This is a genomic window from Candidatus Aquicultor sp. (assembly GCF_054640775.1).
Genome location: NZ_JBTSLF010000139.1, coordinates 1 through 6805 on the forward strand (window position 1 = coordinate 1; position 6805 = coordinate 6805).

Annotated in this window: 5 protein-coding genes; 2 read left to right on the top strand and 3 right to left on the bottom strand. The window is 50.8% G+C overall.

Annotation, left to right across the window (positions count from 1 at the left end; genetic code table 11):
- Positions 1-237: 237 nt before the first annotated feature.
- Entirely contained in the window at positions 238-1287 is a 1050-nt protein-coding gene (locus ACYC56_RS10865) for a glycosyltransferase family 4 protein (protein ID WP_461374199.1), read from the bottom strand.
- A 312-nt stretch (positions 1288-1599) separates the two neighbouring features.
- Between ACYC56_RS10865 and ACYC56_RS10870 the strand changes: the two genes are divergently transcribed.
- The gene (locus ACYC56_RS10870) at positions 1600-2853 is read left to right on the top strand and encodes a glycosyltransferase (RefSeq protein ID WP_461374200.1); all 1254 of its coding nucleotides are present in this window, start codon (positions 1600-1602) and stop codon (positions 2851-2853) included.
- Positions 2854-2981: 128 nt separating this feature from the next.
- Entirely contained in the window at positions 2982-4502 is a 1521-nt protein-coding gene (locus ACYC56_RS10875) for an alpha,alpha-trehalose-phosphate synthase (UDP-forming) (protein ID WP_461374201.1), read from the top strand.
- On the opposite strand, the gene ACYC56_RS10880 is transcribed toward ACYC56_RS10875, so the two are convergent.
- On the bottom strand, positions 4488-5663 hold the full coding sequence (locus ACYC56_RS10880; protein ID WP_461374202.1) for a class II aldolase/adducin family protein: 1176 nt from the start codon (positions 5661-5663) through the stop codon (positions 4488-4490). The genes ACYC56_RS10875 and ACYC56_RS10880 overlap by 15 nt on opposite strands.
- A gap of 25 nt (positions 5664-5688) precedes the next feature.
- The coding region (locus ACYC56_RS10885; protein ID WP_461374203.1) for an aldehyde ferredoxin oxidoreductase C-terminal domain-containing protein at positions 5689-6805 on the bottom strand (1117 nt) is incomplete at its 5' end.

A 6805-nucleotide genomic window follows, 5' to 3' on the forward strand; every position in this document is an offset into this window, starting at 1 on the left:
GTACTTTATCCTCCCGCTTAGCACCCCGCATTACTGCGACGCACCGGGATTAGCTATCCGGCCCCTTGGTGGTTACCGGAACGGGACTTTCACCCGCAAGTGCGGCCCAGCTAAGCTGGGCGCGCCACAAAGAAAAGGGCGGGGATTTGCTCCGCCCTACTTTTTTATCATGTACTTATCTATATTTTCTCTTTACCCTAGACCCTGGTCCCCGGACCCTTGACCCTTGACCCTGAATTATGCTACCGATGGCAGCTCGTAATATCTGTTCTCTCTCTCGAGGATCTTGATGTAGGCTTTTACGTAGCAATCAACCATTTTGTTGGTGCTAAAATGCTTTTCCACATGGCGCCTGCAATCAATAGGCTCGATGGTATCTACTTTCGATACGGCCTCGACCATCTCATCGGTTGTATTACAGATGAAACCGGTTTTGCCGTGGTCGATGATCTCAGGAACCGAACCGTTTTTCATCGCGAGAACCGGTGTTCCGCATGCCAAAGCCTCTGTCATGACCAGCCCAAACGGCTCAGGCCACTGTATCGGGAAAAGGAAGCAGCTCGCTTTCTTAAACATCTCTATCTTGGTCTCGGTGTCTACCTCGCCCATAAGCTCGATATTCGGAGCGAGCAGCGGCTTTACTTTTGCCTCGTAATACGCCTTCTCGTGCGGCTCGGTCATCTTGGACACCATAATAAGCTTCTTACCGGTCTTCCTCGCGACTTCGACGGCCACGTGAGCGCCCTTCTCGGGATTCATCCTGCCAAGGAAGAACATGTAATCTTCCTTCTTATCGTTATACTCATACTTGTCAAGGTCCATGCCGTTATAAATCGTTCCCACAAAGTTGAGGGCACCGAATTTCTCCCTCTGGAAGTCGCTGATGCCGTTGTAATAGATACTGTCTTTCATCTTCCCGTAGAAATCCTTGGCCTCGTCTGTCGCCGGACCATGTAATGTATGAAGAACCGGCGTCTTTGTAAACGAGCCTATTACGGGACCGATCAACCCACTGTGGTCGTGGATTATATCGAACTCGCCGGCCATCTGATAGGCCTGCATGACATGGATAAGGTCAGGATACGTCTGGCCGATTCTCTCGCTCGGCGCAACCTTATACGGGCTTATGAGCTTGGCCTTTGTGATCGAATCGCCGGATGCGAACAACGTCACATCGTGTCCTTTTTGCACAAGGCCTTCGGTAATGCAGTGTACGACGTATTCAATGCCGCCGTAGCCTTTCGGGGGTATCGCGTACCAAATTGGTGCAATCTGAGCTATTTTCATTACTGCTTCCCTCTTTCCAAAGTTAGTTTTTCTATTACTTCTTCTATTGCTGACCTATATGTTGCTGGTCTTTCGTTCTTAAGGTTCTTAAGGTTCTAAAAGTTCTAAGTGATAAATGCTAAAACGATTCAGGTTGATACCGATAATCACTACTAGTTATCGTTTAAGGTCCTTTCGACTTGAGCATATTTTTCAAGGAAATCCGCGGGGGCAATTGCAAAATACGAAAAATGGTGTAACATGTGGATTTCTGGAGGGCTGTTATCAAGCCTTTTTTGATGGGAATAAATAGACCACGAGGAGTTTGATGCCATGTTAACGTCAGTACCTGTTGGCACTAGATCGCTAAAAGATTACGAGGGAATAGTAGACGCCGAGGTTATTGAACAAGCCCGGCAGCTAGGAAAAGACCTGAAGGGTGCCAAGATCCTGAACCTTAGCTCGACCGCTTTTGGCGGAGGTGTGGCCGAGCTATTATACACACTCATACCGCTTATGAAAGATGTCGGGATAGACGCCGATTGGCAGGTCATCCCGGGCAGTGAGGATTTCTTTACCGTTACCAAACTGTTCCATAACGCACTTCAGGGAATGGACCTCATGGCCACCCCGGAGATGATCGAGACCTATCTCAAACAAAATGAGGAGAACTCTAACCTATTTAACGGTGACTATGATGTCATCATGGTACATGACCCGCAACCGGCGGCTATGATCTCCTATTTATCGGAGAAAGGTAAAAAGAACGGCAGGTGGATCTGGCGCTGCCATATCGACCTGACGGCCGCCCGACCGAGTGTATGGGAATTTTTAAAGCCGTACCTCGAACTCTACGATGCCGCAGTCTTTACTATGCCGCAGTACATCAAAGAGGGCTTCGATATCCCAAAAATCGCGATTGTACCTCCGACCATAGATCCGCTTAGTCCGAAAAACATGGACATCGACGAGCATACGATCGAGAGCATTCTCGACAAGTATAAGATAGACAAGAACAGGCCCATCGTCACACAGGTGTCGAGGTTCGACCCCTGGAAAGACCCGCTCGGCGTAATCGACTCGTACAGAATCGCAAAAGAAGAGATCCCGGGGCTGCAGCTCCTCATGATCGCCTCGATGGCGACGGATGACCCGGAGGGCTGGCACTACTACGAGAAGACATCGAGACACGCAGACCACGATCCGGATATTCACCTGCTCTCCAACCTCGAGGGTGTGGGCAACCTCGAAGTCAACGCGTTCCAGCGCGCTTCGCAGGTCGTTATCCAAAAATCAACGCGCGAAGGGTTTGGTCTTGTCGTTGCCGAAGCATTGTGGAAAGAGCGTCCGGTCATCGGCGGCGACGTAGGCGGAATTCCCCTACAGGTAATAAACGGCAAAGACGGCTACCTTGTGAACAACTCAAGGGATTGCGGTTTAAAGTTGATCCAGTTGCTGAATAATCCTGAAATGGCGCATGAAATGGGTGTATTCGGGAAAGAGCACGTGCGGAAGAATTTCTTAAGCCCACGGCAGCTTGTGGATTATATGGAGCTTTTCAGTTATCTCTACGAACCGGTCTATTAGACGCAGACTTTAGCTGGATCGGTTTACTAACTGGGAAAATTGCAGACGGCCAAATAAAACCTTAAAATAAAGGAACGGCATGTTAATAATATGAACATTGGCTGTACTATAGTAATTAAGGAGACCTTTTGCAAAACAACGGTGAAGACCGTAAGATTCCAGATTTAAAGAAGCTCCTTGCCGACAGGTCCATCATCCTAGTATCTAACCGTGGACCGGTGGAGTTCATGCAGGACGCCGCCGGTAACCTTGAAACCCGCAGGGGTGGCGGCGGACTTGTTACCGCCATGACGGCGATCAGCAAAGAAGCCAAAGCTACATGGATATCTGCCGCAATGAATGATATAGAACGATCACTGGCGCATGATGATGCGCCAGTTTGTCTTCCCGACGATAGCTCTTCCTGCCTGATCAAGCTGGTTGATATCCCCGAAGACATCTATAACCGGTACTATAACATCATAAGTAATCCGCTCCTCTGGTTTATCCATCACTATATCTGGAATCTCGCCGACGACCCGTCGATTTCGGCAGAGATACACGATGCCTGGCATAACGGCTATGTGGCCGCGAATAAGCTCTTTGCGCAAGCGGCGGTCGAAGAAAGCGGCAAGCACCGTAACCCGATAATCATGCTCCAGGATTATCACCTCTTTGTTACTGCGAGGTACATCAGGGAGTTGACGGACGAACCGTTTCTCTTCCACTTCACACATATCCCCTGGCCTGAGCCGGATTACATGCGAATTCTCCCAGAGGGTATGAGGACCGAGCTTTTAGAGGGAATGCTTGCAAACAACGTTGTCGGCTTTCAGTCAAGGCATTACGCGGATAACTTCCTGCTGTGCTGCGAGACGCTTCTTCAGTGTCACGTTGACTGGAAAGCTAAAACCGTTACCCTTCACGACCATGTGGTTTACGTGCAAACCTACCCGATTTCAATCGACCATGAAAGCCTTGTCAAGATGGGCGCAAGCGACAAGGTGCATGAGTATGAAGAGAAGTTCATGCGTGACAACGAGGGGTTACGCTTAATAGTAAGGACGGACAGGAGCGACCCGTCGAAAAACATCGTCAGGGGTTTCCGGGCGTTTGAGGGGCTCCTCAATAAGCACCCGGAACTGAAAGAGAAGATAAAGTTCCTTGCACTTCTTTACCCCACGCGTGAGAACATCAAAGTATACAACGACTATTGCGACTCGATAATCGCTACCGTCAAGGAGATCAACGACCGCTACAAAACCGATACCTGGACCCCTATTCACCTGCGACTAGAGGATAATTACCTCGAGTCGATAGCGGCGCTAAAATGCTATGACGTCCTCCTGGTCAACCCCATTTACGATGGCATGAACCTTGTAGCCAAGGAAGGACCGGTTTTAAACAACAAAGACGGGGTGCTTGTACTCTCTGAGAATGCCGGGGCGACCTCAGAATTAGGGAACGCGAGTCTCATCGTTAGCCCGTTTGATATTGAGGGAACGGCCACCGCGATATACGACGCCCTTACTATGGCCGATAACGAAAAGCACGCCCGCGCATCGACGTTACGAGAGATCGTCCAGAGGAATAATTCGGTCAAATGGCTGTATTACCAGATTAACGATATCGTACATCTCGAAAAGAAAAAGGTATTAGACGGTATCTAATCTCTGTTGAAGTAGTTTGAGGTACCCCAAACGGCAGGTCTCCTCCATCCTTGCCAGTTCTGCGAATGCCTCTTTAAAATCATCGCTGCCGACGCAAAACGACCCGTGACCATAAACAAGAGCACGACCGAACTCACGTACCACCGGCGGCGCATTTTTCGCAACACCGCCCGCCCCTATCTCCCCGGCTACAATCGGTATGCCGCCGAACATCCTGGTCTCGGGGCAATTCTTGCCGCAATCGGCGATGTCGCACGACGCCCGCTTGTCGCAGAGCATCGAGATAATAACCGAGAACTTCGGGTGACCGTGCAATACCGTCCGGTAACCGGTCGTCTCGTAGATTCTTCTATGCACCGGCAACTCGGATGACGCCGTTATTCCGTAGGTCGACGAATTATCCATGGGAACGGGGTCGATAAAGCCGTCGAGTTCATCGAGCGATGCCCCGGTCTGCGAGATATATACTATACCGTCGCTAAAACAACTGATGTTCCCGAAAAACGAGTCCACGAGCCCCGTTTCAACCGTATATCTCCCGACGACCGCAATCTCGTCAAGGATTTCCAAACGCTCCATCAGCGGCCCTTGCCGAAAGCGCAGCGTGCTGGTATCCGGAGCTACCGGCCAGCCTTCCCAGAAACCGTAAAACGCTTCGCGCTCGCCCGGCACCGTAAACCCGGTCTCGAGAAGGTCGTAAAGATACTTGATAAACGTTGCATGGAAGATCGACGAGTAAACGATATACGCCTGCTCCAGCGTTACCGTCCCGCAGGATACAAACCCTACCCCCTCGATAACCAAACCCTTGCGCTCCCGAAGAACCGCCGCGATCTTTCCAGGCAGGTCGTCGGCTATCTCGGCTTTTCTAATAAATGGTATATCATGCAAGAAGGTCTTTATCTCGCTATCCCGCGGATAAATACGCCGCTCCTGAGCAGCGGCTTTTGCTATCAGGTAATCGGCAAATGGCAGCACGGGCCGCGCGAGCAAAAGGCCGACCACATTAAGCTCGGCCAGCACCGACTCGAAGACCGGTTTCCATTCATCCTCTCTCGACGCGATTACCTCATCATCGAGCGCATAAAACCGTATCGAATCGGCTATCGCTGTTTTGTCCTGTATCAGCTTGTTCGTGTACTTTACGATTTGATCCTTCAAAAACTCTCTTTCTAATAGAGCGGGCCTAATCAAAACACCCGTTTTCGTTCAGCCCGCGCATTTTATAATATTTCTGCAACTCTTCAATGAACCTGGCTTTGTCTATAGGGCGGATATCTATGCCGTCGCCCGACGACCCGGGTTCGATAAAAAAGCGCTCGGGTAGCATATCATCCCCGGAAGAAAAGCCGTTGCTGCAATTATAGAATCGTTCGTCTCTAACGATCCGCTCGCCGATTTTCAGAAGAGACTGCCCCGTGAAATCAATCCCGGTTACCCCGGTCAGCATCTGCGCATATTCCTCAAGGGAGGCCGCAAGCAGTGCGAACTTGCAGGTCTCAAGGGAATCGGCGACGGCGTTCGTGTCCTCTGCGATCTTTATAACACGGGCTTTCCCTGAAAACGAGAACCTGTCCGTCGCAACGGGTTTGCGAAGAATCTCGTTGGCTATCGGGTATGCACGCAGGTGACAGCCGCCCCTGCTGCTTGTAACATAGGCGAGCGCCATACCGTAGGCTCCGCGCGGGTCATAAGCGGGAAGCTCCAACCCCTTGACCGACATTGAAACCCCGGGGGCGCCAAGCGATTCGCACAGCCTGGCAGAACCGGCTGCAAGCTTTTCGCCCTCACCCTCACGCACAGCGGTCTTTCGAACCAGCCCTACTATCTCATCCGGACTAAAATACCGGTTCGTTGCCTCGCCATAAGCCGCTATCGTTGATGCCATGCTGATAGTATCCATCCCCAGCAGGTTACAGAGTTCATTTGATTTAACAATGGAGTGAATGTCGCTGTTTCTGTTTAATGCACCGAAATGAGATGCGGTCTCGTATTCGGGGAGGGCTTTACCGCATGAGTCGACCTTCTTGCATCGGATCGGGCACCCGAAGCACCCCTCTTTCTTGGCTTTATAGCGCCGCTTAAGCGAAGGCCCGGAATAGGCTCCCGCGCCCTCGAAGAATGTCTTGCGAAAGTTTTCAGTCGGGACCATACGCCGCTGCTGGATTAAATCCACCAGGGCAGGCGACCCGAACACGCATAAACCGAGTACCCCAAAGATAATCGGCGATGCTAAAAAGAGGCGCATTACAACCTCCTGCCCCATGAAAAAGCTCTCTTTCTGCGCAATCTCAACTATAATC

Bases quoted from the DNA above. Each gene is read 5' to 3' on its own strand.
- ACYC56_RS10865 (WP_461374199.1), bottom strand. From the start codon at position 1,287: ATGAAAATAGCTCAGATTGCACCAATTTGGTACGCGATACCCCCGAAA.
- ACYC56_RS10870 (WP_461374200.1), top strand. From the start codon at position 1,600: ATGTTAACGTCAGTACCTGTTGGCACTAGATCGCTAAAAGATTACGAG.